This is a genomic window from Ruegeria sp. BHSB058, from assembly GCF_059613285.1.
In genome coordinates, this window is sequence record NZ_JBXWSF010000074.1 from 1 (window position 1) to 20281 (window position 20281).

Here is a 20281-nt window from a genome sequence, read left to right on the forward strand (position 1 = left end):
AACCCGGCGCTTGCTTCACCGCAAATCCGCCGCTTAATCTGACCAACCAGATGCGCCAGACCCTCTCTTAGATCACGCCGCCAACTGGCCCAAAACCTCTGACGACGGACATGCGTCGAACACCTCCGGGGGGCTTTGTCGCAAACTCTGCACGTACCTGTTAGGTCGACTGAAGTTTTGATACACGGGTGCCCAAAACAGACAGGGGCAGGCCGTGACAATCTCATTCAAAGGCGCTCGTTTTCCAAGGGACGTGATACGACACGCAGTGTTCTTCTATCTTCGTTAATCAGTATCCTACCGAGATCTGGAAGAAATTCTGGCTGAACGACGCGTTTCGGTTGATCACGCGTCTCTGAACCGTTGGATCGTCAAATACGCACCTCTGGTCGCCGACCAGGCGCGTCGTAAGAAGCGTTGCTTCGATCGATCCTGGCGAATGGACGAAATCTATGTGCGCGTCAAAGGTGAATGGGTCTACTTGTATCGTGCAGTCGACAAACACGGTAAGACCCTTGATTTCATGCTATTCAAACGGCGGAACAAAGCTGCGGCGACAAAACCACGCCCAGACTGCGTAAGCGATGATCTCACGAGGAAAGCGGAACCCCTTCAGGCGCGGCATTCTTGTCGGAATGTTCATGGCCCGCAGAAAATCCGGTCAAGCCGGGCGCACAACTTGGCAATACCCGATGTCGATATCGCAGAGAACCCCGCTACAGACCTGCTGGGGTGAACACCTACCGATTGTTTAAAGAAATCCCAGTTGAATGCGATACCTATGTATTGTCCCCTGCCCCATCAGATAGTGTGGCCAGCGCGGAAACATGTCGCGGCAGATCGCAACGGGAATGCAGGATATCTACTATGATCACCGTATCCGGCTGGTCCAGGTAAACCAGGAAATGCTCTCCCGCGCGTACATATCTGAGGTCTGCTGCCTCTTCGACCAATATTGAACAACTGCGGCTGGCCACCTTGCCCTCGGTGATGGCCTGGCAGCGCGCTATCAGTTCTTGTTCATAGAGATCGGCTTGATGCGGCCCAAACTTGTCGATGGTCCATCGGGCAATTTCAACCAGGCTGCCTTCGGCGCGGCGTGTCAGCCGAAATGGTTTGGTCACGTTTTGGCTCGGGCCCTAGCAAAAGCACGACGGATCGCATTCGAACCGCTGCCTTCTGCCAGATCTCCAGCCTGAGCCTGCGCCAAACCCTTCTGCAGACCTTGTTTAAGAGACTCCAGCCCGGCTTCTTCTTGTTCCAGAAGCCGAAGGCCCGCTCGCAACGCTTCGCTGGCGTTCTGATAGCGACCGGATGCGACCAGATCCTGCACCAGCTGATCCTGCGATTCTGTAAGTACGACATTGCGGGTTACCATGGCTTAAGCCTCCTCGTTGGCAATATATGCCAACTAGATGGCTGGTTCAACGATCGCGATTGGGAGCGGGCAACCAAAGCCTTTCAACATTTTGTAGATGGCTTTGATACCAACCATATTGGCGCCGCTTTTGTCGATAACGATTTTGCGGGGCAATCCGTTTACTTCGAGGGCACGAGCGAAGAATTTTGTCGCCGCAGCTTTGTTCCGCCGTTTGAGTAGCATGAAATCAAGGGTCTTGCGGTGTTGGTGCCGGTCTGCGCTTTGAACCGCTCGGTATCCCCGGCGCGGTATTGCTGACACTGGCCGTCGTCGCGCTGATTAGCATCTCGCGCATCAACTCAGCGTTCTGACTGCGGTTCTGCTGGGCGGGATTCCGTTTCCCGGTGGAAAGGGATCCATGCTGCGAGTGGTACTCGGGAGGTCTGGCCTCTGGCATGTCGTCAAACGGGTTGATTCTGACGAATGCGCCAATTGGGTTGAGTTAGATGAAAAAAACTATCGCCTGGATTGTGGTCTCCGGTTTGGGCGTCTTGCGCGCCGGGCGAAGATGATCGCAGAGTGAAAGCACTGCGACCCTTCCGCCTGTGGAGGGTCGAGCCTTATGAGGAAGAGGTTCGACAGTGAAAAAATTACCGCCGCTGACGAGCCTGCAAGCCTTCGAGGCCGTGTCGCGACACATGAGCATCAAACTGGCCGCCGAAGAACTTTTACTGACACCGACAGCGATTAGCCATCGCCTCAAAACCCTCGAGACACAGCTGGATGTGCAACTGTTTCACCGACTGACGCGGTCGCTTAGATTGACAACCGAAGGAGAGACCCTGCGCCCTTTCATCGCCGATGCCTTCTGCAACCTGAAACAGGGCATCGCGCAACTGAGCACCGACGAAATCGAGGGCGAGCTGGTGGTAACCACCACACGATCCTTTGCCTGGAGTTGGCTGAGCCCTCGATTGCCGAAATTCAGCCGGCTGTACCCCGAGCTTGAAGTGAAGGTTATCGCCTCGGATACAGTGCTGGATTTTGCACGTTTCAGTGTGGATGTCTCCATAAGATATACGGACACCCCGGATCCGGCGGAGCATGCGGCCTGGGTGCTGGATGACTATGTCACGCCTATTTGCTCGAGGCGAATGGAGAGCAAGATCCGCGACCCCGAGGACCTGTTGAGCCGGGATCTGGTCGAATACGAGTGGCTGGGCTTTCAGGACGGTGATCCGAATTGGCGCACCTGGTTCAACTCGGTCGGTATCGACGCTTCCAATATTCGTCCGATCGCACATTTCAGTGATGAGATCATGTGTATCGAAGCGGCGATAGACAATCGCGCGGCTGCTCTGGTCAGTGTGATTGCTGCTTCGCGCGAGATTGAGCGAGGGCGAATCGCGGCGCCTATACCAAGGGTTCTGCGCGACCGGAGCTACTATCTTGTCTGCCCTATGGAGCGCGCGAATTCTGCCAAGATGCGCGCATTTCAGGATTGGTTGTTGAACGAGGCTGACCTGTTTCGCGACAGCCCATACGGCATGAAGTTCATTCCGCAGGATGCCAATCGTTATGAACAACCTGATGCGAGTTGGTCTGAATAGGAGTAGGCCCGCGTGTTACGCCTTTGTGACATGCCAATTCGGCCAAACAGAAAGCTGAGAAATACTTTGTGATGACTGAAATCTGCTCGATTGTCGGCAAGGCTGCGGTTCCGAATACTCATCCCATCCATTAAGGGAGGAGCCGAAAATGGCCAAAACCACACTCACGAGACGCGCTTTGCTCAAGTCAAGTGCGATGGCTGCAGGCGCACTTGCCATGCCGTCGATCACCCGCGCTCAGTCCGTGACCGAGATGACAATGCTGGCTTGGTATGGTCAGGCTGAACCGGACGCGGTTGCAGAATTTGAAGAACTGCACAACGTCAAGATCACCCCGAAATACTATGTCGGCGGCGAGCAGATGCTGGCTCTGTTGGCACAATCTCCGGCGGGCACCTACGACCTGATCCACGCGGATGCTGAGTATGTTCAGCAGCTGGTGCTGGCGAATTTCGTTGAGAAACTGGATCCGGCAGACTATCCGTTCGACGATTTTTTCCCCGAATTCCACAAGTTTCCGGGCCATTGGCACAATGACGAACTTTATGCAGTCATCAGCCGGTTTGGCTTTCTTGGCATCTCACACAATCTGGATGCGGTGCCAGTAAAGGAAGCGATGTCGTATGACATGCTGTGGAACGAGAAGAACAAGGACAAGGTGGGTCACTTCGACTGGCACCTGCCGAACCTGGGCGTTCTCAGCCTGCGCGATGGCAACGCTGCGCCCTATGATATCGACAGCAACGCATGGGCCAAGCTGCAGGACACCACGCTAAGCCTGAAACCTCAGGTGCGGGGCTTCTATGACTATGGTGGCGTGCTGTCCTCGTTGAAGTCCGGTGAAGTGACCGTGATGCCAGGCATAGGTGAATGGATCACTGGCGTGCTGCGCCGCGACGGTGCGAATGTTACCACTACGATACCGGAACAGGGCGGCATTCAGTTCACTGAAAGCTTCTCGATCGGACGTGGGTCGCGCAAGGCCGAACTGGCGCGCAAGTTCATCCAGCATGCCTCCAGCCCTGCCGGTCAGTACAACCTGGCGAACCTGAACGTGTTCCCGGCAATTATCCCGTCGAAATCCGGGTGGGAACGAATGATTGCCGAAAAACCGGAAGATGCACGCCATCTGGGCATGTTTCAGGGCGACGGCAACGCTATCGACCTGATCCGCAAGGGCCGCATCCATATCCGCCAGCTGCCTGTGCAGCAGGACGTGGGTGACTGGAACGACTTCTGGTCGGCATACAAAAGCACCTGACGCCTAAAAGCTTCCGGTGCTTATGCCCCCCGCCATTCTCCCTTCTCCCCGATGGCGGGGGGCACTGTCAAACGTCACTGAAAAACGCCGGCCCATCCTGAAGGGTCAGACGGGTTAAAACATGACTTCTTCGATTTCCATCCCGCGCCTGTCCCGCCTCGCCTATGGAGGCTTATGGAGCCTGCCGTTGCCTGTGTGGTTGGCCGGGTTTTTTCTTGGGCCGATGATCTTACTGATCTGGCTGAGTTTCTGGGACGTCAAAAACTTTTTACTGACGCCCGATTTTCAATTGGAGAACTGGCACAAGATGCTGACGGCTCCGTTCTTCTGGGCTGCTTACCTGCGCACCTTCGTGATTGCGCTCAGCGCCGCAGTACTGGCCAGCCTGATTGCATTGCCATGTTCATTGGCGATCAGCTTCTTTCTCAGCACACGAGCCAGAATGACGGTTCTCGCGCTGTTCGTGGTGCCGTTTTTCACATCCTACCTCGTGCGTGTCTACTCCTGGCAGATCTATCTGACAGAAAACGGCATCGTGATGAAACTGTTGGCGGCAATCGGGATCGACAGTGGCAGCCTACTGAATACGCCGTTTTCTCTGATGGTGGGATTGGTGACGCTGACCTTGCCATTGGTGATCGTGATCCAGTCAATTTCGATGCTGTCCTTGGATCGCACGCTGATCGACGCGGCATACAACCTTGGTTGCGGCCCGCGCCGGGTGCTTTTTGCTACCGTATTGCCGGCGGTTAGACCGGGTATCGTGCTTGGGGCGCTGTTTGCTTTCATCTTCAGCTTCGGAGATTTTGTTACGGCGACCTATCTGGGCGGCGGCAAGTTCACCACGCTGTCTATCCTGATCGCGGATACCGTCAAATCCGGCCAGCAATGGCCTCGCGCTGCAGTGGTCGCGCTTGTGATGATCGCTACACTGCTGATCACCGCGCTGGCCTCAATCACTTACGCCTATCGGAGAACCTGAGACATGCGTGTTTCCCTGTTGACCCGCCGGCTTTGCGTAATCTTCATGGGCTTGGCTCTGGCCTTTCTCTATGCGCCAATCCTGACAAACTTTGTCTTCTCGCTGAACTCGGACCGGTTCCCGACTATCCCGCTGGGCGGATTCACGCTGGATTGGTATCGCCTGATCCTGGCCGATGATTTGGTGATCGCCGCTTTTGCGAACACAATCAAAGTTGCCCTGATCGTCGCCCCCATCGCGACCGCGATGGGATTTGCAGCGGCCTATGCCGACTATCGCTTCAACTTTATTGGTAAGAAACTGGTACTTGTCTTCGCCCTGATGCCGCCGTTGATTCCCTTGGTTGTCATTGGACTGGCAATGCTGGCCTACCTGTCCCGCATTGGCCTGTCTGGCACTTTATCCGCCATCGTGGTCAGTCATATCGTTCTCACCTCCCCGTTCGCCATGGCCATTATCCGGTTGCGGTTTTCACAGATCGACGGCGATCTGGAATTCGCGGCCCAGAATATTGGCGCCAGCAACTGGCGTGCGTTCTGGGAAGTGATCGTTCCTTCAACCAAGACCTCGATCCTGGCTGCGTTCCTTCTCTGTATGGCGGTCAGCTTCGATGAATACGCGGTAACCTGGTTCGTTGGAGGACTTGAGGAGACCAGTTCGGTTCGCATCCTCAGCTTCCTGCAATCGGCAGTCAGCCCCCGGATCAATGCCATCGGCTCCATCACCTTCATTACCTCGATCACTCTAATCTTGGGCGCGCAGGTGCTTTTGCTGCGCCGCCTCACCCGGGGGGAAAAATGAACAGCCTGAACAAGATCAATCCCGAGCGCGGCGTCGCGCCAAAAGAACTGGAGCGCATGATGTCACACGCGCACATCTCGCTGAGAAATATCCGCAAAACCTATGGCGAGGCGGTGGCGGTCGAGAACCTTGACCTTGATATCGCAGAGGGCAAGTTCGTTGCCATCATGGGGCCATCAGGTTGCGGGAAATCGACCATGCTGCGGATGCTGGCAGGGTTGGAAGACGTGACCGGCGGTGACATCCTGCGAGAAGGGCGACGGATAAACGATCTGTCAATCTGGGAACGCGACATGCCGATGGTCTGGCAGTCGTTGGCATTGTTTCCATTCCTGACTGTGCAGGAAAACGTCGAATTTGGTCTGCGCATGAAAGGCATGCCCAAAAAGGAACGCAAGAGTCGCGCGCTGGACTGGTTGAACAAGCTGGGACTGGAGGGATATGCCGACCGGGGCATTGATCAGTTGTCAGGCGGACAGAGACAACGTGTGGCTTTGGCGCGATGCCTCGTAACCGAACCATCCGTCTTGTTACTGGATGAACCGTTGTCGGCGCTGGATGCGCATCTTTCGGTGCAGATGCAGGGTGAGTTGAAACGCTTGCAACGCGAACTTGGGATTACCTTCGTCTACGTCACCCATAGTCACTCCGAGGCTTTCTCGATGGCCGATACCGTAGTGATCATGAACCAGGGTCGGATTGAACAGGCGGGCAGCCCCGAAGACATCTATCTGCGCCCGGCCACACCGTTCGTGGCAAGGTTCCTGGGCGGCTCCTCGATCTTTGAATGCAAGACCCGCCGACTGAAATCCGGAGAGATGGTTCTGGAAAGCCCAGATGGCAGCTTCAAGTGCCCAGCCTCCGAACTCGTTGATCTGGACGAAAACGAAAAGGTTAGCCTGATTGTCAGGGCGGACCAGATTTCGGTCACCCCGCAAGCGGGCTGGGCTGAGAACGAAGTTGCTGCGCGGGTCGTAGGTGAGGAGTTCATCGGAGCCCTCGTCAATCTACGGCTTGAAACGGCCGCTGGAACGTCCATCACCGTGCAATTGCAACAGCGCGACATGCAGTCGCTGGACATCGAAGTCGGTGCCGGAGTGACCGCCAGCTGGCACCCCGAAGACGGCCACATCATCAACGGATAACACGAGAAAAGGAGCCAATGATGGCCAAGAAGAATATCCTTGTTTACGGCGACAGCAACACTTGGGGCTGGATCGGTGTAGAAGAGGCTTTCCCCTCAACCCGCTATGGCGATGACGAACGTTGGGCCGGTGTCATGGCAGCCGAGCTGGGCAACGATTATCAGGTCGCCGTCGATGGTCTGACCGTGCGCGCCACCAACCTGGACGATTCGATGGATTGGAATGCCATCAAGGCGGATATGTTCAACGGCGCCAAGACTTTGCCGGCCGCAATTGCTCGGGAAATGCCCGTAGACCTGCTGATCATCGCATTGGGGACCAACGACCTGAAGGCCGAAACCAACCGCTCTGCCGAGGACATCGCAAATGCCATTATTGATGTCGCAAAAGTGGCGCAGGCCTGCAGCGGTGGCGTTGCCTATCATTATGATGCGCCACAGGTGATGGTCGTCTCGCCAGCGCCGCTCAACGACATGCCACACCCAGATTTCGCGGGCATGTTCGAAGGCGGCAAAGCCAAGTCTGAAGCGCTTGGAGCTGCTCTCAAATCCGCAGCCGACGCAGCGGGCATCGCAAGCTTTGACGCTGGTGCCGTGACCGGAAATGTGCAGGGCGCCGATGGTCTGCATATGAGCAAGGATCAACACGCCCAGCTGGGTCGGGCTATTGCGGAACGAGTCAAGGCTTTGTGATTTTCAGACCACTACCACTCACACCCATCCCCATCATGCAACAGGAGGAGTTTTCCATGATGAAACTAGCAACAGGCCTGAAAACCGCCGCACTGGCGACCGCATTGGCCATCGGAACCACAGGTGCAGCAATGGCCACAGATCTGAGCAAAGCCGGAACGATTGAATACGTCACCTTCCAGGCCAAAGACGGTGTAACGGTCGAACAGATGGCCGAAGTTGCGGCGGGCGGCAAGATCAACGCGAATATGCACGAAACGTATGACGGGTTTGTGGATCGTCACGTCGCCCTGCAGGCCGATGGCGTCTGGATCGAAGTTGTTTATTGGGAAAGCGAAGAAGCTGGCCGTGCGGCTTTGGACAAGTTCGTGAAAGATCCGGTGAACAAACCGTTCCTGGATCTGGTGAACGCGGATACCGTGACCATCACATATTCTGACATCCACTGACCGGGTGGGGACAGGCCGCGCACAGGTTGGGCGGCCTGACTATTTTTCGTTTCAATCTCTTTCATGCGGATTTTTCAACTTTGTGTGTTCTGTCCGTCCGTGTCATGAAAGGACAAGATGAAACGACGCCTGCCACCACTGAACGCGATCCGCGCCTTTGAAGCGGCTGCCCGGCTGGAAAGCATTTCCGATGCCGCGGATGAGCTTTCGGTGACGCCGACCGCAGTCAGCCATCAGATCCGGCATCTGGAAAATCTGTTGGATATCAAGCTGTTTGAACGTTCTGGTCGGAACATTTCGCTGACAGATCAGGGGTCGCGGATGCTACCGGATATCACGCGGGGTATGGATAGTTTGGCGGCAGCCTTTGCCGAAACCTATGGCAATCTGGACACCAATACCGTGACCATATCGACCACGCGGGAGTTTGCACGATATTGGCTGCAACCGCGGCTGGATGCCTTCTATGACGCATTTCCGCAGTTGACGTTGAACGTATTTGCCAGCGAAAACGCCGTGGACATGAGCGGTAGCGAGATCGATGTGGCGGTGCGATATGGCAAGAAGCCTGCCGACAACAGCGGCGAAATCGCCTTGTATCAGGAGTATTACGTGGGCGCCGTCAGCCGCGAGCTGCTGACGCCCGGCCGGGCCGCCCGTATCGAATTCCTGACAAAGCGGCGGCTGATCGATGTGCGCTGGGAAAACTCGTCCCTGACCGGGCCGACCTGGAAATCCTGGTTCGAAGCGGCGGGGCTAGATAATCTGGGCAGCTATCGCCGGATGAGTTTTGACGCCTACAACCTGGCCTTCGACGCGCTGAAGCGCGGTCACGGTGCGGCGTTGTTGAGCCGGACCATCGTGCGCTCTGCCGAGTTCGGTGACGGGTTTGCCGAACTCGAGGGACCGCAACTGCCTGGCTATCATTACCGCGTGATTCGATCGCCGGCCGGTATGCGTAAGCGCGCGGCTCGGCAGTTTGTCGAATGGCTGGCGGAAACTGCCGTGGACTGAAACTCTTGGGTCGCGGTTCCAGGCCTGAGCCGACCGGATGTGGTAGCTCAGGTCTCCATAGAATGGGCGGCTGATCGAAATCCGCACAAAGTGCCAGACACCGTTTTCGTCGCGCGCGAACTCGTCCTGACATTCACCCGAATAGATCACCTGCAAAAGGAGACGCTGGTTCTGTTGAATGACCATGATATTGCGCCAGCATCGGGCGCTTTCCGCATTTCGTCCCCATAAGATCCTCGTTCGTGGACAGGTGCCGGGTGCGGGGGTGCCGTCGCCAAACAGGATGACCCGCGAAAGGAATTTATCCCGGATCTCCTGCGCACTTCTCAGCGGTGTCCCGACGTCGAATACCCATTCTCCACGCGCGAAAAGGTTGGCAAGATCATCCAGATCGCCACTGTCGAGCGAAAAATTATAGGCGTTGATGAGCAGGCGGATCTGGTCATGGAACTCCCTGTCCGTAAGTGAGGCTTGATGCGCCCCGCAGGTCGGTGCAGACAGACGCCACCATGGTTGAATTTCGGAAAACGGACCCGGGGTAATTGCCCTGATTGCAGCGTTTTCACCCGAACGTGACCGGAAATCCATGGTTACCAAAAGGTGCCTTATTCGGGTTGGTCGCGCGGCAAGGTAAACTCGCCGTCAATCTGACAACAATTGGACCTTCCAGGTGCTGCGCCCTTTTGCGATCTCCGTTCTCCTTTTGTTTGTCCTGCCTTTACCGGGTCGGGCCGAGCTGCGAATTCTGGTGCTTGGTGACAGCAACACATGGGGGGCCAATGCATCGGGTCCAAGGCACGGCGATGATGTGCGCTGGGGTCGGGTTTTGGATGCAGCTCTGCCGAATGCCGTGGTGATCGAGGAGGGTCGCATCGGCCGACGTACCGATCTGGGGAAGGGAGAAGCTCTCGACAATATAGGACAGGCGATAACGACACCACTTCCTCCCTTCGTCGAGCAGCATCTGCCGTTGGACATGGCAATTGTGATGCTGGGAACGAACGATCTGCAATCCGGGCAAGGTCGGAATGCGGAACAAGTTGCACGCTCGGTCTTTTCGCTTGCCCGAATCCTGCTGATTGGGGGAGTTGGCCAGGTGTTGGTTGTGGTTCCGCCACCTTTGAACAACCCCGAAAATGGAAGTCTGGCAGGATTGTTCGGAAACGCACAGGGGCTGTCCGAACATCTCGCCGACACGTACGGGCACCTGTCCCGGCAAACAGGCATTCCGGTGTTCGATGCCGGAACTGTAACTCGGGCAGATGGCGCAGACGGCGTGCACTTGACGGCTCAGGCGCAACGCAAGTTGGGTCGGGCCATGGCACTTGTTGTGCGCGACCTAATATCCGTCGAACATTCGGCTAAATGAAATACAGAAAACAGGAGACAGACGTTGATGAACAGACGTGTATTCTGCACTACATCGCTTGCCGCTCTGGCCATGGCATCCACAGGGCATGCAGGAACAGCGGAACAAGTGACGTTTCACTTTTACGGAGCTGAAGACTGCCCTCCCTGCATGGCCTTCAAGCGTAACCATCTGGCCGATGTGCAAGCCGAAGGCCGTTCCTTGGGTTTCGCAGTGGAAGACAACATTATCGCAAAGACGCGGGACGTACCGAACCTCGGAGTCTATGGGGATCGGGATCCAATTTTTCGCTTGGCCGCTCCGCAACTCGAACTGGTCTATCCGCCGATTTTCTTTGTATCTCAAGGTGGTAAGATCGTCTCGGTCCACGGGCATGACTGGCGCGCTGCCTTGGAGAACGCACGGCATCTGAATGATCAAGCCTGATGAAAGCTTTGCCTGCTTTTTTCGGCGGTGTTTTCCTGTTGCTGGCTGGCGCTGCTGGCGCGCAGGATTTGCAGGGGCGCGATACGGCGGGAAACTGGCGGGTGACGCACCATTCCTCGCATGGCATCTGGAACACCATTTGCGATGAACGTGAAGAGAGGGGTGCCCTAAAACAGCGATGCTATATTCGTTGGGTGGACGTCTATGCCGAGGCTCCGCAGTTTGGTGCCTTGTTCACCTTTATTACGCCAAGCAAAGATGGCTCACGCGGGAAACACGATGTGATGTTCGGCCCCGAGCTTGGAACGGCATTTTTGTCTGATGGATTTCGGATCATGCAAGGGGAGGATGAGATATGGAAAATGGAGGACCGCAGATGCCTGCTGTGGTCGGATTGCACGTTTTCTCAAGTGCAGTCATCCGCAGCCCTTAAGGCTATGTTGGCGGGTGATATCGTAGAGTTCGATTTCGTGGACAGAAACAACCGGCGGTTCCGGCTGGAATGGCCTCTGGACGGGTTTCCCGAAGCTTTTGAAACCTACGAAAAACTGTGGGCGGAACGACAATAGTTGTTGCGCGCATTCCAAAGCAGCAATGAAATGGCCGCCTTCTTCAAGGCGACCAGTATGCGTTGGATCAAGCTGAAGGCTTAGTTGCTGTGGAAGATAGCATCGCCTTTTCCATCCTGGAAAACGAAAAGGACACAGTCTTCTTCGCTGACGCAGGCATCACCGTGGAAGGCATTGCCGGGCTGAACAACGTGCGCGCCGACTGGAAGAACCTTGGTCTCTCCGGCAAAGCTGTGCTTCCATTCACCCTGGATGGTGATACCTTCGTAGGCAAAGGTGTGCGCGTGTTCGGGTACTTCGAAACCACCCGGCATTTTCAGATACATCGCGTAAGGACCGGTGTCGCGGTCGCCCCAGAGAATGGCCAGCGACATGGGGGTGCCTTCGATCGGCGTCCATTGAATGTCATCGAATTTGGTCATCAAACCCGTGTCGGCGACAGCGGCGGTTGCGGCGGTAAGCGAAACGGCAGCGGCGGCAGCAAACTTGAGTATACCCATCTTGAAGATTTCCTTTTGTGTTGTCAGACGTGATGGTTCAGAACTTATTCGACCTGTGCAAAAGCAAAATATGCACCGCTGCAATCACCCGTTTCGGAGCCGCCGATGAAGCTGAACAGTGAGGATCTCCTGGTTATTCTCGCACTGTGCCGCGAGCAGACGCTCGAACGAGCGGGCCGGTTTCTGGACAAGGATGTTTCGTCGATATTCCGGGCAATCAAACGGATTGAAGCCAAGATCGGTACGCCACTGTTTGAACGTTCAAAATCCGGATTTCATCCTTTTCCCGTGGCAAATGAGCTTGCGGAAAAAGGACGTGAGATTCATGGTGCATTGTCAACTGCGGATATTATTTGTTCCACGCTCGACGATCAGTTGAGCGGACGTCTGAGGATCACCACGACCGACGTCCTGCTGGAGTATTTTATCTTGCCCAATCTGTCGGATTTCCGCCGCGGGCATCCCAACATCGACATTGATTTCAGCACCAGCAACCAGTTCGCAAAACTGTGGGAGCGTGGTTTCGATGTCGCGGTGCGTCCCTCCGCAAACCCACCTGATCAACTGATTGGGCAATTTCTGAAACGCTTGGACTATGTTGCAGTCTGTGGCGGCGGATATTCAAGCGCATGTAGTGACACCTGGCCTCATGTTGACTGGCTGGTTCCAGGCAGCGGTCTGGCACAGCACCCAATCAGAAAGTGGATTTCCAGAAATATTACTGAAAGCGCGTCGACTACCAGTTTCGACTCGATGAGCCTTTTGATTGACGCTGTGCGAATGAACCTGGGAGTGTCTCTGCTTCCCGATCTACCCGTTTTGACCGATGGGCTTGTCAGGTTGGAAGGAATTGACATCGACGAGTTCTCCGAAATCTGGTGCCTGTACCATCCCAGCAACAAAGGCAATCCCCTGATACAGGCGTTCAACAGCTTCATGAAACGTATTTTGATCTGAGTGGCTTCCGCCATTCCCCACATTGGTCGTCGATTTCGCCAATCATCAGAAGCTTTTGGCGTCGCCAGCCCGGTTACGTTTTCACGCAACTCCTATAAGCGGCCGGTAAGGATTTTTGCCAGATCCGGTTCGACCTTTTGGGATTGGTTCAGATCCAAGCCGTTCTGAACATGCAGGATATGGTGACGGATCGAATTTTCGGCAGCGTCCGGGTTCCCTTCAATCATGGCGTCGATAATCGACGCATGTTCATTTTCCGGGCATGTGGAGGCGCGGTTCGTGCCGAACAGAGCAACGATCAGCGACGTTCGGGTAACCAGTTCACGCACCACACGTGTCAAAACCGAGTTTCCGTGACACTTGGCCAATTCAACGTGAAACGCTCCGGATAGCCGGATGATTTCGGACCGGTCGCCACTTTGCCTGGCTTCTTCTTCCTTTTTTACGTGCGCGCGCAATATCTTAACGCCGGTGTCGTTTATTCCACGCGCTAGTTCCCGCACGATCCCGGTTTCTATCAACAGCCGGGCTACGAAAACCTCTCGGGCTTCGTCGGCGCTTGGGCATGCGACATAGGCCCCTCGATTTGAATGCAGATCAACGATGCCTTGACTACTGAGCAAAAGCAACGCGCGGCGCACCCGCATCCGGCCCACACCAAAGGTTTCGCACAAAGCCAGTTCGCTAAGCTTTGTCTTTGGGGCAAGCTTTCGTTCCATCACTGCGGAATAGATCCGATCTACGATCATCTGCTCGTCAGGATCGGTTTGCACAGTGTCGATTTTCTGTTCCGCGTCGCTCGTCATTTCACTCCATTCCGGCAGAAACGGTCTGAAAATTGTGAATAACTGCCAAGTTATCTTCTCACAATATACTAACTTTGTGTTGACGATATCAACGGCATTGTCATCAAAAACTGTTGACACTGATTGTTAACAATGCAGAACTTGAAGCGCTGGCCGGGATTCGACCCGTGATGCATCTTTTATACCAAAGCGCCCGAAAGAGGCGCCGAGACCTCACTAGGGAGGAACTAATGAAACGCAGAAATCTGATGAAATCATCGGCTGCTTTGGCTTTGGCAGCATCCATGCTTGGCTCGGCAGCCTGGGCGGAAAACCCGGTTCTGAAAATCGGCTTTGTCGGAGTGACCTCGGGGCCTGCCGCGGCGTGGGGAATCTCGAACCAACGCTCGATGGAAGCGCGGGCCGCTTGGATCAATGAGAGCGGTGGCTACAAGATCGGTGATACCACCTATGACATCGAAATCGTATCCTTCGATGATCAAAAGGATCCCAAGCGCGCCATTGCCGGAATGGAGAAGATGGCGCAGGAAGGCATACACTATGTTGTCGGCCCCAACGTGGATGATGGCGCCGCCGCAGTTCGCCCTGTCGCGGAATCACAGGGGATCATGTATTTCCCTTATGCATTTCCAAAGGAGCTTTACTCCGCGCCCGCATCGAACGCGGTATTGGGCATGGTCGCCAACTATCAATCAGGCCCCGCGATCTACAAGTATTTGCGGGATGAGAAGGGTGTGAAATCCGTCGCTTTCGTGGCCGCGAATGAGTCCGACCCGCTGAGCCAGCGGGACGGTGGCGTCGAAGCTGCCAAAGCCCTCGGGCTTGAGGTTGTTTCGGACAACGTGACCTATCAGGTCGACACCACAGACTTCACGCCGGTGCTGACACCCGTCATGCGTACCCAACCCGATTTGCTGGTTCTTTCCGGCGTTTCGCCTGCAAATGCGCCGCAACTGATCCGATCGGCAAGAGAGCTTGGCTTTCAAGGTATCATCTCCACCGAAACGGCGCAGGATGCCACTGTGCTGCGCGAAGGAGCTGGGGAACTGGCCAACGGGTTCATTTCCGTCGGTGGCGCGTCGACGCCCGAGATTGCTTCTGACGACATGAAGGAGTTCGTTAAGCGCTATACCGACATGTTCGGAGAATATAACGACGAGTCGAACACCAAGGTTTACGCGCTCGAGTACATTCTGGCGACATTGAACGCCAATCCGGCCGGCATTGACGACGTCAAGGCGTTTCAGACCACGATGGATACGTTCGAAGCACCAAACCCCTTCATGAAGGGTGATGCCACGATGCGGTATGTGGGGACAACGTCTTTTGGGCAAAAACGACAGATCGCGGTGCCGCTTGTGGTGAATGTCTATCAGGACGGCGAATTTGAAACGCTTTTCGTCGCCGAAGTCGACTGAGGCATTCTCACCGTCACGCAACAAACCTTCGAGCCACTCACACCCCGAGCCTGTCAAAGGCTCGGGGAAACCGAACCTTATTCTGGATTCACATGGAACAGATCATAGCAAATGGCATCTATCTGGGCGCGCAATATGCGATGATAGCTTTGGGTCTGACGCTGATTTTCGCCCTGATGAACGTGTTGAATTTTGCCCACGGTCAAATGTATGTCCTAGGCGGATTCGTGACATACACATTTTATGGTCAACTCGGATGGCCGTTCGTACTTGCGCTGCTGGTCTCCTGCATCACTCTTGCCGTTCTTGGCGCTCTGATTGAAAAATTTCTGTTTGCGCCGGTCATTCGGAGGTCTGCTCGCGAAGAAAGCACCATGCTTTTGGCCGCCGGCCTGGCATTTCTGTTCGATGCCGTTATTCTTCTGGTCTTTGGCGAAAAGCAGCGTGGGGTGCCCAAGATCGTCAACGGTGTGCTGAATTGGGATTTCAGGATCATCATGCCATACGATCGCATTCTGATTTGCGTTCTGGCCATCCTGTCGATCATTAGCTTCATCCTGTTCATGCAATATTCCAAAACCGGGCGAGCCTTGCGGGCTTTGGCTCAGGACCGCACAGCAGCACAATTGATGGGTGTCAATGTTGCTCGTTACTCGATGATCGGCTTCGCTCTTGGCGCAATGCTGGCAGGCCTGGTTGGTGGGCTGTTGGTAACCATTACCGGGGTTAACCTCGGCATGGGCGGGCCAACCTCGATCAAGGCCTTCATGATGGTGATGATCGGCGGCGCAGGGGTGATTTCCGGCGCCATCGCCGGAGGCATTATTCTTGGGTTTCTCGAGGCCATCGGTTTGGCCGTTCTCTCGCAATACGGAGACATCACCTATTTGCTTATCTTCGTGTCCCTGATGATTTTCCTGGCCATTCGTCCGCAAGGGCTGATGGGCAAGCCGTGGGGATGAGACCGTGTCAAAACTGAACATAACCCAGATGGTCGCAGTGGTTGTTTTCCTTCTGGCGATCTTTGTCGCGGTGCCGGCTTTCATAGCGATCTCGGGCCGATCGGATTTCTACTACACACTGACTTCGGTGGCGCTCTTGTCCATCGCCAGTGCCGGTGTCTGGCTGACGTTCTATATTGGCCGCATCAATATCGGTCAGGGTGCTTTTGCCCTGATCGGGGCGTATGTCTCGGCCATACTGGTAACAAAAGCAGGTATATCCTTTTGGCTATCGCTACCCCTGGCGGGGCTGTTTGCAGCCGCAGTGGCGGTCGTAATCGGCGTTCCAATCCTGCGGTTGCGCGGTGTCTATTTTGCAATGATCTCTCTGGTGCTGACACAGGTGGTAACGTTGACCGCGCTGGCGCTTCCCATCACCAACGGTGCCAAAGGGATTACCTCGATCCCGCTGCCGGGAGGCGTATCAATCCTTGGCCTGACATTAGTCCCGGACTTTTCAACGCTCGAGAACCCCAGGCTGGCGTTTTATTATTCCGCCTGCGTACTGATGGTTCTTACCTTCGCCGCCATGTACCGGTTGGTGAATTCGCGGCTTGGTCATCTGTGCCGATCGATGCAACAGAATGAAGAACTGGCCAGTTCGATCGGAGTCAACATCTCCTATATCCGGGTCATCGTGTTCGCCATATCCTCTTTTCTTGGAGGCATTGGCGGGGCGATGTTCGGCTCGATCGCTCAGTCGGTCTATCCCTCCAGCTTTCAGGTCGCCGATAGTGTGAACTTCATGCTGAACTGTTTCCTCGGCGGTCTTGGATACGTCTTCGGGCCGATGTTAGGCACGCTGGTGTTGTATTTTGGGTGGGACCTGCTGTTTGAACTCGGTCGCTTCCAATTGCTGGCTTATTCCAGCCTGTTGATCTTTCTGATGCTGGTTCTGCCTAACGGGCTGCTCAGCCTGCGACTGCCCGGCAGGAAAGGAGTGGACAAATGAGCCATCTTCTGGAAGTCCGCCATGTCACCAAGAAATTCGGCGGTTTGACTGCAAACAGCGATGTCTCGTTCAACGTCAATGAAAATGAAATCCTGTCGGTGATCGGGCCGAACGGAGCGGGCAAGAGTACCTTGTTCAAGATGATTTCGTCCTTCCTGCCCACGACCTCGGGCGAGGTGTTGTTCAGGGGCGAGCGCATATCGAACCTGAAACCGCATGTGGTGGCGCGAAAGGGTGTCGTTCGCACCTTTCAGGAAACCACCATCTTCAAATCGATGACGGTTCGCGAAAGCATCGTTGTCGCCCAGCATCTGCGATCACGCGCGTCCTTGGCGGGGTATTTCTGGGGTACCCGGACAGCTCATGAAGACGTAGAAAGCTTCGGGCAGTATGCCGATGATCTGATCGAATTCCTTGGCATGACCGAGATTGCCAATGAACAGGCTTCGAACCTGCCGCAAGGTAACTTGCGGGCGCTGGGTATTGCCATTGGTCTTGCCACCGATCCCCAGGTTCTGCTGTTGGACGAACCCTTCGCAGGCATGAACCACGACGAGACCATGAAAATGGTCAATCTGGTGCGAAAGGTCCGCGATGATCGGGGGGTCACTGTATTGCTGGTGGAGCACGATATGCCCGCGGTAATGAACATCTCCGACCGGATCGTCGTTCTGAATTTTGGCGAGATGATCGCCGAAGGTACGCCTGCGGAAATCCAGAATAACGAAAAGGTCATCGAGGCGTATCTGGGCAGCGCCGATGATGAGATCGGGATCTGAACCATGACCAAGATGTTGGAATTCAAGGATGTCGAACTCTACTACGATCATGTCTATGCGCTCAAAGGCGTATCTATCGATTTGGAGCAAGGCGAAACCGTTGCCCTGATCGGTGCCAACGGAGCGGGGAAAAGCTCGATCCTGCGGGCGATAACCGGTCTGGCGCGGATCAAATCCGGTTCGGTGGCCTTCGAGGGCGAAACGATTGATGGCAAGAACCCGGCGGATATTGTGTCCAGGGGCATCTCGATGGTGCCGGAAGGCCGACGTGTTTTTCCATTTATGACGGTCAAAGACAATCTGCTGATGGGGGCGTTCACGCGTTCGGACAAATCCGAAATTCGGAACACTCTGGACTCGGTACTGGAAAGATTTCCGCGATTGAAGGAACGCTACTCTCAATCCGCCGGTACCTTGTCGGGTGGGGAACAACAGATGATGGTAATTGGACGCGCTTTGATGGCTAAACCTCGTCTGTTACTGATGGATGAGCCCTCATTGGGAATCGCACCAAAGCTGGTGCAGGATATTGCCCGGTCCATCGTCGCCATCAACCGTGATGAGGGTGTGTCCGTCCTATTGGTCGAACAGAACTCGCGCATGGCGCTGTCGATTTCACATCGCGCCTATGCTCTGACCACCGGGAACGTGGTTATCTCGGGCAACTCCAAGGAACTTTTGACCGATCCGCGGATCAAGGCTGCCTATCTGGGCGGAGAAGTGTGAGGGTGTCGTGAAAATTCTTGTCGTCAATCCTAACACCACAAGCTCGATGACGCGAAAAATCGAAGCAGCAGCCCGAGCTGCCGCACATCCCGACACCGAAATCATCGCGACCAATTCGACAAGTGGCCCGCCGAGTATCCAGGGATATCTGGATGTGACGACCTGTGTGCCGGGCCTGCTGGACGTTGTGGCGGGCTATCCGGACGTCGACGCCATTGTGGTCGCCTGTTTCGACGATACAGGCGTTGACGCGGTGCGCTGCGTTACATCGGCCCCAGTGATCGGAGTTGGAGAAGCGGCCTATCACGCTGCGTCGATGATCAGCCCGAAATTCAGTGTCATCACGACCTTGTCCCGCTCGCTTGCAGGTCTGGAGGCCAATCTGTTGCGCTATGGACTGGACCGCCGCTGTGTCCGTGTTCGCGCATCGGATGTGCCCGTCCTCAAGCTGGAGGAAAACGATCCCAAAACAGTCGACAAAATCAGGGCGGAGATCCGCGCCGCAATTGACGAGGACAGGGCAGAAGCCATTGTTCTGGGGTGTGCGGGGATGACAAATCTTATGACACACCTGTCCGAGGAATTTGGACTACCTATAGTCGACGGCGTTGCCTGCGCTGTGACATTTGCCGAAGCGTTGGTTCGGGCCAAGCTGACAACCTCAAAACTGTGTTCATACGCTTAAGGTAAGGACCATTCACATTGAGCGTGTTGCACAAATCGTTTCCGATGCGTAGCCAGTCCTTCGAATTGACTGCGGGATGCTGGGATACTTTTCAATTTCAATGCGGCGCGGTGGGATAGGTTTGCGAAGGCAAAGTACCGTGTGACGAAACGTACCGGGTACAACGAGGCGCTGCGGTAGCGCAGGGATGTCACGGTCTGGTTTGGTGGGGACATGGTGTCTGGATGGTCTGCCGAACGCTTAGGCAAGCGCGGTGCTCAGCAACGGTACTCGCGAGATGTGTCTTGCCTTGCGAGTGGTGCTCGGCCTGCCGCTTCGGCAAACCGAAGTCCCAGACAACCGAAACCAAGATCGCTGTCAAAGCCCTCAACCGCATGACCCGCCTGGGTCGTGCGACCTATGAACGTGTCGCATAGCGAACCGGGGAAAGGGGCAAATGCGGCCCAGGCACTATTCGTGCAACGCGGTCGATAATTCCCAATTGTCCAACAAGCATAGTATTGGACAATTGGGAAAACTTGCATCTTTATGCCGCGACTTGCGCGGCCACGACCTTGGTCCGGGCCTGGGCCTGGGCGACGGACTCGTCGAATCTTGCATCGCCGAATTCCTGATATTCGATGGCGATGGTTTCCATGTTCGCGGCATCGGCGCCCAGGTAATGCGCGCTGGCGCGGATCGCCGGGTCCAGCCCGTTCAGATGCGCGCGCTCGCCGCCCTCGGCAAAGCCGAACTCGCCGCGCGAGGACAGGACGATCAGCTTCTTGCCGGTCAGGATC

22 protein-coding genes and 6 pseudogenes are annotated in these 20281 nt (G+C 55.5%); 20 read left to right on the top strand and 8 right to left on the bottom strand.

Translation table 11 applies throughout. The features are described from left to right. Positions 1–214 precede the first annotated feature (214 nt). A pseudogene (locus tag AC2FNB_RS16230) lies at positions 215–562 on the top strand (IS6 family transposase); the annotation flags it as partial. Here the strand turns inward: AC2FNB_RS16230 and AC2FNB_RS16235 are convergent. From AC2FNB_RS16235 to AC2FNB_RS16250, 4 genes and pseudogenes are all read right to left on the bottom strand, one after another. After that, positions 563–643: pseudogene (locus tag AC2FNB_RS16235) on the bottom strand (IS6 family transposase); the annotation flags it as partial. It lies immediately after the preceding pseudogene. Positions 644–779: 136 nt separating this feature from the next. Next, entirely contained in the window at positions 780–1124 is a 345-nt protein-coding gene (locus tag AC2FNB_RS16240; RefSeq protein ID WP_496747924.1) for a type II toxin-antitoxin system RelE/ParE family toxin, read from the bottom strand. After that, a complete protein-coding gene (locus tag AC2FNB_RS16245; protein WP_480750851.1) occupies positions 1121–1378 on the bottom strand; it encodes a type II toxin-antitoxin system ParD family antitoxin in 258 nt (85 codons plus the stop codon). The genes AC2FNB_RS16240 and AC2FNB_RS16245 overlap by 4 nt, the downstream gene beginning before the upstream one ends. Positions 1379–1426: 48 nt before the next feature. After that, positions 1427–1657, bottom strand: a pseudogene (locus AC2FNB_RS16250) (DDE-type integrase/transposase/recombinase); the annotation flags it as partial. A 344-nt stretch (positions 1658–2001) separates the two neighbouring features. Between AC2FNB_RS16250 and AC2FNB_RS16255 the strand changes: the two are divergent. The 8 genes from AC2FNB_RS16255 to AC2FNB_RS16290 all read left to right on the top strand — a co-directional run bounded on the left by AC2FNB_RS16255 (position 2002) and on the right by AC2FNB_RS16290 (position 9314). Continuing rightward, on the top strand, positions 2002–2970 hold the full coding sequence (locus tag AC2FNB_RS16255; RefSeq protein WP_480750852.1) for a LysR substrate-binding domain-containing protein: 969 nt from the start codon (positions 2002–2004) through the stop codon (positions 2968–2970). A gap of 148 nt (positions 2971–3118) precedes the next feature. After that, positions 3119–4231 (top strand): ABC transporter substrate-binding protein, encoded by a 1113-nt coding sequence (locus AC2FNB_RS16260; RefSeq protein WP_496747928.1) that lies wholly within the window; start codon positions 3119–3121, stop codon positions 4229–4231. 121 nt (positions 4232–4352) lie between these two features. Next, positions 4353–5213 carry an ABC transporter permease gene (locus AC2FNB_RS16265; RefSeq protein ID WP_480750854.1) on the top strand — a complete coding sequence of 287 codons (861 nt, stop codon included), beginning with the start codon at positions 4353–4355 and terminating at the stop codon, positions 5211–5213. Between the two features lie 3 nt (positions 5214–5216). Continuing rightward, complete coding sequence (locus AC2FNB_RS16270; protein WP_480750855.1) at positions 5217–6014, top strand: ABC transporter permease; 798 nt, start codon at positions 5217–5219, stop codon at positions 6012–6014. A 59-nt stretch (positions 6015–6073) separates the two neighbouring features. Beyond that, positions 6074–7159 (top strand): ABC transporter ATP-binding protein, encoded by a 1086-nt coding sequence (locus AC2FNB_RS16275; RefSeq protein WP_496747946.1) that lies wholly within the window; start codon positions 6074–6076, stop codon positions 7157–7159. Positions 7160–7179: 20 nt separating this feature from the next. Continuing rightward, positions 7180–7851, top strand: a complete 672-nt coding sequence (locus tag AC2FNB_RS16280) for a GDSL-type esterase/lipase family protein (protein WP_496747931.1) — start codon at positions 7180–7182, stop codon at positions 7849–7851. A gap of 56 nt (positions 7852–7907) precedes the next feature. After that, positions 7908–8300, top strand: a complete 393-nt coding sequence (locus AC2FNB_RS16285; RefSeq protein ID WP_496747933.1) for a hypothetical protein — start codon at positions 7908–7910, stop codon at positions 8298–8300. Positions 8301–8417: 117 nt separating this feature from the next. After that, positions 8418–9314 carry a LysR substrate-binding domain-containing protein gene (locus AC2FNB_RS16290; protein ID WP_496747935.1) on the top strand — a complete coding sequence of 299 codons (897 nt, stop codon included), beginning with the start codon at positions 8418–8420 and terminating at the stop codon, positions 9312–9314. 93 nt (positions 9315–9407) lie between these two features. Here the strand turns inward: AC2FNB_RS16290 and AC2FNB_RS16295 are convergent. Then, positions 9408–9902: pseudogene (locus AC2FNB_RS16295) on the bottom strand (nuclear transport factor 2 family protein); the annotation flags it as partial. Between the two features lie 82 nt (positions 9903–9984). Here AC2FNB_RS16295 and AC2FNB_RS16300 point away from each other — a divergent pair. Genes AC2FNB_RS16300 through AC2FNB_RS16310 form a run of 3 tightly spaced genes read left to right on the top strand, consistent with a single transcriptional unit; the run spans position 9985 to position 11678 of the window. Then, a complete protein-coding gene (locus tag AC2FNB_RS16300) occupies positions 9985–10683 on the top strand; it encodes a GDSL-type esterase/lipase family protein (protein ID WP_496747937.1) in 699 nt (232 codons plus the stop codon). Positions 10684–10710: 27 nt separating this feature from the next. Beyond that, on the top strand, positions 10711–11109 hold the full coding sequence (locus AC2FNB_RS16305; RefSeq protein ID WP_496747939.1) for a hypothetical protein: 399 nt from the start codon (positions 10711–10713) through the stop codon (positions 11107–11109). Next, positions 11109–11678 carry an invasion associated locus B family protein gene (locus AC2FNB_RS16310; protein ID WP_496747941.1) on the top strand — a complete coding sequence of 190 codons (570 nt, stop codon included), beginning with the start codon at positions 11109–11111 and terminating at the stop codon, positions 11676–11678. The genes AC2FNB_RS16305 and AC2FNB_RS16310 overlap by 1 nt, the downstream gene beginning before the upstream one ends. A gap of 80 nt (positions 11679–11758) precedes the next feature. Here the strand turns inward: AC2FNB_RS16310 and AC2FNB_RS16315 are convergent, their stop codons facing one another. Further along, a complete protein-coding gene (locus tag AC2FNB_RS16315; RefSeq protein WP_496747942.1) occupies positions 11759–12178 on the bottom strand; it encodes a cupin domain-containing protein in 420 nt (139 codons plus the stop codon). Positions 12179–12283: 105 nt separating this feature from the next. On the opposite strand from AC2FNB_RS16315, the pseudogene AC2FNB_RS16320 reads away from it, so the two are divergent. Next, positions 12284–12445, top strand: a pseudogene (locus AC2FNB_RS16320) (helix-turn-helix domain-containing protein); the annotation flags it as partial. 21 nt (positions 12446–12466) lie between these two features. Continuing rightward, complete coding sequence (locus tag AC2FNB_RS16325; RefSeq protein WP_496747948.1) at positions 12467–13135, top strand: LysR family transcriptional regulator; 669 nt, start codon at positions 12467–12469, stop codon at positions 13133–13135. Positions 13136–13227: 92 nt separating this feature from the next. On the opposite strand, the gene AC2FNB_RS16330 is transcribed toward AC2FNB_RS16325, so the two are convergent. Then, positions 13228–13941 carry a GntR family transcriptional regulator gene (locus AC2FNB_RS16330; protein WP_480752156.1) on the bottom strand — a complete coding sequence of 238 codons (714 nt, stop codon included), beginning with the start codon at positions 13939–13941 and terminating at the stop codon, positions 13228–13230. Positions 13942–14171: 230 nt separating this feature from the next. Here AC2FNB_RS16330 and AC2FNB_RS16335 point away from each other — a divergent pair, with 230 nt between their 5' ends. The 6 genes from AC2FNB_RS16335 (at position 14172) to AC2FNB_RS16360 (ending at position 19502) form a co-directional block, all read left to right on the top strand. Beyond that, the gene (locus tag AC2FNB_RS16335; protein ID WP_480752154.1) at positions 14172–15359 is read left to right on the top strand and encodes an ABC transporter substrate-binding protein; all 1188 of its coding nucleotides are present in this window, start codon (positions 14172–14174) and stop codon (positions 15357–15359) included. A gap of 92 nt (positions 15360–15451) precedes the next feature. Further along, positions 15452–16321, top strand: a complete 870-nt coding sequence (locus AC2FNB_RS16340; protein WP_480752153.1) for a branched-chain amino acid ABC transporter permease — start codon at positions 15452–15454, stop codon at positions 16319–16321. 28 nt (positions 16322–16349) lie between these two features. Next, a complete protein-coding gene (locus AC2FNB_RS16345; protein ID WP_496747950.1) occupies positions 16350–17312 on the top strand; it encodes a branched-chain amino acid ABC transporter permease in 963 nt (320 codons plus the stop codon). Beyond that, the gene (locus AC2FNB_RS16350) at positions 17309–18091 is read left to right on the top strand and encodes an ABC transporter ATP-binding protein (protein ID WP_480752151.1); all 783 of its coding nucleotides are present in this window, start codon (positions 17309–17311) and stop codon (positions 18089–18091) included. Before AC2FNB_RS16345 ends, AC2FNB_RS16350 begins: the two co-directional genes overlap by 4 nt. A 3-nt stretch (positions 18092–18094) precedes the next feature. After that, the gene (locus AC2FNB_RS16355; protein WP_496747944.1) at positions 18095–18817 is read left to right on the top strand and encodes an ABC transporter ATP-binding protein; all 723 of its coding nucleotides are present in this window, start codon (positions 18095–18097) and stop codon (positions 18815–18817) included. Positions 18818–18824: 7 nt separating this feature from the next. After that, positions 18825–19502 carry an aspartate/glutamate racemase family protein gene (locus AC2FNB_RS16360; protein ID WP_480752149.1) on the top strand — a complete coding sequence of 226 codons (678 nt, stop codon included), beginning with the start codon at positions 18825–18827 and terminating at the stop codon, positions 19500–19502. 526 nt (positions 19503–20028) lie between these two features. Here the strand turns inward: AC2FNB_RS16360 and AC2FNB_RS16365 are convergent. Further along, positions 20029–20281 (bottom strand): annotated as a pseudogene (locus AC2FNB_RS16365) (FMN-dependent NADH-azoreductase); the annotation flags it as partial.

Excerpts from the sequence above, each read along its gene's own strand:
- AC2FNB_RS16280 (WP_496747931.1), top strand. The coding sequence starts at position 7,180 with ATGGCCAAGAAGAATATCCTTGTTTACGGCGACAGCAACACTTGGGGC.
- AC2FNB_RS16330 (WP_480752156.1), bottom strand. The coding sequence starts at position 13,941 with ATGACGAGCGACGCGGAACAGAAAATCGACACTGTGCAAACCGATCCT.
- AC2FNB_RS16355 (WP_496747944.1), top strand. The coding sequence starts at position 18,095 with ATGACCAAGATGTTGGAATTCAAGGATGTCGAACTCTACTACGATCAT.
- AC2FNB_RS16340 (WP_480752153.1), top strand. The coding sequence starts at position 15,452 with ATGGAACAGATCATAGCAAATGGCATCTATCTGGGCGCGCAATATGCG.
- AC2FNB_RS16285 (WP_496747933.1), top strand. The coding sequence starts at position 7,908 with ATGATGAAACTAGCAACAGGCCTGAAAACCGCCGCACTGGCGACCGCA.
- AC2FNB_RS16315 (WP_496747942.1), bottom strand. The coding sequence starts at position 12,178 with ATGGGTATACTCAAGTTTGCTGCCGCCGCTGCCGTTTCGCTTACCGCC.
- AC2FNB_RS16290 (WP_496747935.1), top strand. The coding sequence starts at position 8,418 with ATGAAACGACGCCTGCCACCACTGAACGCGATCCGCGCCTTTGAAGCG.
- AC2FNB_RS16305 (WP_496747939.1), top strand. The coding sequence starts at position 10,711 with ATGAACAGACGTGTATTCTGCACTACATCGCTTGCCGCTCTGGCCATG.
- AC2FNB_RS16270 (WP_480750855.1), top strand. The coding sequence starts at position 5,217 with ATGCGTGTTTCCCTGTTGACCCGCCGGCTTTGCGTAATCTTCATGGGC.
- AC2FNB_RS16335 (WP_480752154.1), top strand. The coding sequence starts at position 14,172 with ATGAAACGCAGAAATCTGATGAAATCATCGGCTGCTTTGGCTTTGGCA.
- AC2FNB_RS16260 (WP_496747928.1), top strand. The coding sequence starts at position 3,119 with ATGGCCAAAACCACACTCACGAGACGCGCTTTGCTCAAGTCAAGTGCG.
- AC2FNB_RS16275 (WP_496747946.1), top strand. The coding sequence starts at position 6,074 with ATGTCACACGCGCACATCTCGCTGAGAAATATCCGCAAAACCTATGGC.
- AC2FNB_RS16350 (WP_480752151.1), top strand. The coding sequence starts at position 17,309 with ATGAGCCATCTTCTGGAAGTCCGCCATGTCACCAAGAAATTCGGCGGT.
- AC2FNB_RS16345 (WP_496747950.1), top strand. The coding sequence starts at position 16,350 with ATGGTCGCAGTGGTTGTTTTCCTTCTGGCGATCTTTGTCGCGGTGCCG.
- AC2FNB_RS16265 (WP_480750854.1), top strand. The coding sequence starts at position 4,353 with ATGACTTCTTCGATTTCCATCCCGCGCCTGTCCCGCCTCGCCTATGGA.
- AC2FNB_RS16310 (WP_496747941.1), top strand. The coding sequence starts at position 11,109 with ATGAAAGCTTTGCCTGCTTTTTTCGGCGGTGTTTTCCTGTTGCTGGCT.
- AC2FNB_RS16245 (WP_480750851.1), bottom strand. The coding sequence starts at position 1,378 with ATGGTAACCCGCAATGTCGTACTTACAGAATCGCAGGATCAGCTGGTG.